Genomic DNA, 3,011 nt, shown 5'->3' with positions numbered 1-3,011 from the left:
CGTATCCGGCAAATGAAACGTTATCATTGCAAGACACCAGACTCCTTCGGGTTATAGGGTCAAGCAATGAAGCGCACACGGTGGATGCCTAGGCAGCCAGAGGCGATGAAAGACGTGGTAGCCTGCGATAAGGCTCGGTGAGGTGGCAACAACCTGTGACCCGGGCATTTCTGAATGGGGAAACCCACCGATCATAAGATCGGTATCGTATCCTGAATACATAGGGATACGAGGCGAACCAGGGGAACTGAAACATCTAAGTACCCTGAGGAAAAGAAATCAACCGAGATTCCCCTAGTAGCGGCGAGCGAACGGGGACCAGCCCTTAAGCGTATGACTGATTAGGCGAACACGCTGGGAAGCGTGGCCGTAGCGGGTGATAGCCCCGTAGTCGAAAGTCTGAATACGTGAAATCGAGTAGGTCGGGGCACGAGAAACCTTGACTGAAGACGGGGGGACCATCCTCCAAGGCTAAATACTCCTGGCTGACCGATAGTGAACCAGTACCGTGAGGGAAAGGCGAAAAGAACCCCGGAGAGGGGAGTGAAATAGATCCTGAAACCGTGTGCGTACAAGCAGTAGGAGCAGACTTGTTCTGTGACTGCGTACCTTTTGTATAATGGGTCAGCGACTTATATTCAGTGGCGAGGTTAACCGTATAGGGGAGCCGTAGGGAAACCGAGTCTTAACTGGGCGACACAGTCGCTGGATATAGACCCGAAACCGAGCGATCTATCCATGAGCAGGGTGAAGATTGAGTAACATCAATTGGAGGCCCGAACCAGGATCTGTTGAAAAAGATTTGGATGACTTGTGGATCGGAGTGAAAGGCTAATCAAGCTCGGAGATAGCTGGTTCTCCTCGAAAGCTATTTAGGTAGCGCCTCACGTATCACCGCCGGGGGTAGAGCACTGTTTCGGCTAGGGGGTCATCCCGACTTACCAACCCGAGGCAAACTCCGAATACCGGTGAGTGCAGCGTGGGAGACACACGGCGGGTGCTAACGTCCGTCGTGAAAAGGGAAACAACCCAGACCGTCAGCTAAGGTCCCGAAATCCTGGTTAAGTGGGAAACGATGTGGGAAGGCTCAGACAGCTAGGAGGTTGGCTTAGAAGCAGCCATCCTTTAAAGAAAGCGTAATAGCTCACTAGTCGAGTCGGCCTGCGCGGAAGATGTAACGGGGCTAAACCAGGTACCGAAGCTACGGGTGTGTTCTTAGGAACACGCGGTAGAGGAGCGTCGTGTACGCCGATGAAGGTGGATTGAGAAGTCTGCTGGAGGTATCACGAGTGCGAATGCTGACATGAGTAACGATAAAGGGAGTGAAAAACTCCCTCGCCGGAAGACCAAGGGTTTCTGTTCGACGCTAATCGGAGCAGAGTGAGTCGGCCCCTAAGGCGAGGCCGAAAGGCGTAGTCGATGGGAAACGGGTCAATATTCCCGTACCGGACATGGTTGCGATGGGGGGACGAAGAAGGCTAGGTGAGCCAGGCGTTGGTTGTCCTGGTGAAAGTGAGTAGGCTGAGGGTTTAGGCAAATCCGGACCCTTAAGGCCGAGACACGAAACGAAGACACTACGGTGTTGAAGTCACTGATGCCACGCTTCCAGGAAAAGCCTCTAAGCTTCAGATCATGTGCGACCGTACCCCAAACCGACACAGGTGGTCAGGGAGAGAATCCCAAGGCGCTTGAGAGAACTCGGGTGAAGGAACTAGGCAAAATGGTGCCGTAACTTCGGGAGAAGGCACGCCGGCGTAGGGTGACGAGACTTGCTCTCCAAGCCCGAACCGGTCGAAGATACCAGGTGGCTGCAACTGTTTATTAAAAACACAGCACTCTGCTAACGCGCAAGCGGACGTATAGGGTGTGACGCCTGCCCGGTGCCGGAAGGTTAAATGATGGTGTTAGCCGCAAGGCGAAGCTCTTGATTGAAGCCCCGGTAAACGGCGGCCGTAACTATAACGGTCCTAAGGTAGCGAAATTCCTTGTCGGGTAAGTTCCGACCTGCACGAATGGCGTAATGATGGCCACGCTGTCTCCACCCGAGACTCAGTGAAATTGAAATCGCCGTGAAGATGCGGTGTACCCGCGGCTAGACGGAAAGACCCCGTGAACCTTTACTATAGCTTCACACTGGACGCTGATGTTGCCTGTGTAGGATAGCTGGGAGGCTTTGAACTTTGGACGCCAGTTCGAAGGGAGCCAACCTTGAAATACCAGCCTGGCATCATTGGCGTTCTCACTCAGGTCCGTTATCCGGATCGAGGACAGTGTGTGGTGGGTAGTTTGACTGGGGCGGTCTCCTCCTAAAGAGTAACGGAGGAGCACGAAGGTACCCTCAGCACGGTCGGACATCGTGCATTGAGTGCAAGAGCATAAGGGTGCTTGACTGCGAGACAGACACGTCGAGCAGGTGCGAAAGCAGGTTCTAGTGATCCGGTGGTTCTGTATGGAAGGGCCATCGCTCAACGGATAAAAGGTACTCCGGGGATAACAGGCTGATACCGCCCAAGAGTTCACATCGACGGCGGTGTTTGGCACCTCGATGTCGGCTCATCACATCCTGGGGCTGAAGTCGGTCCCAAGGGTATGGCTGTTCGCCATTTAAAGTGGTACGCGAGCTGGGTTTAGAACGTCGTGAGACAGTTCGGTCCCTATCTGCCGTGGGCGTTGGATGTTTGAGAAGGGCTGCTCCTAGTACGAGAGGACCGGAGTGGACGACCCTCTGGTGTTCCGGTTGTCACGCCAGTGGCATTGCCGGGTAGCTATGGTCGGACGGGATAACCGCTGAAAGCATCTAAGCGGGAAGCCCCCTTCAAGATGAGACATCCCTGAGGCCTAGAGCCTCCTGAAGGGCCCAGCGAGACCAGCTGGTTGATAGGCACGGTGTGGAAGCGCTGCAAGGCGTTGAGCTAACGTGTACTAATGGCCCGTGAGGCTTGACCCTATAACACCCAAGGGGTCTGGTGCAGTGATAACGTGAAAGAAGCCGGATACGCAGCGTGTGGCCC

Annotated in this window: 1 rRNA gene; it reads left to right on the top strand. The window is 54.5% G+C overall.

Going from position 1 to position 3,011, the window contains the following annotated elements:
* Nucleotides 1–57 precede the first annotated feature (57 nt).
* Nucleotides 58–2,947, top strand: a 23S ribosomal RNA gene (locus tag HVA01_RS17275).
* Nucleotides 2,948–3,011: the final 64 nt, after the last annotated feature.

Source organism: Halovibrio variabilis (assembly GCF_007991175.1).
GTDB classification, from domain to species: domain Bacteria; phylum Pseudomonadota; class Gammaproteobacteria; order Pseudomonadales; family Halomonadaceae; genus Vreelandella; species Vreelandella variabilis.
Note: the sequence above shows the minus strand (reverse complement) of the source record. Positions and strands in the feature narration are given on the sequence as shown.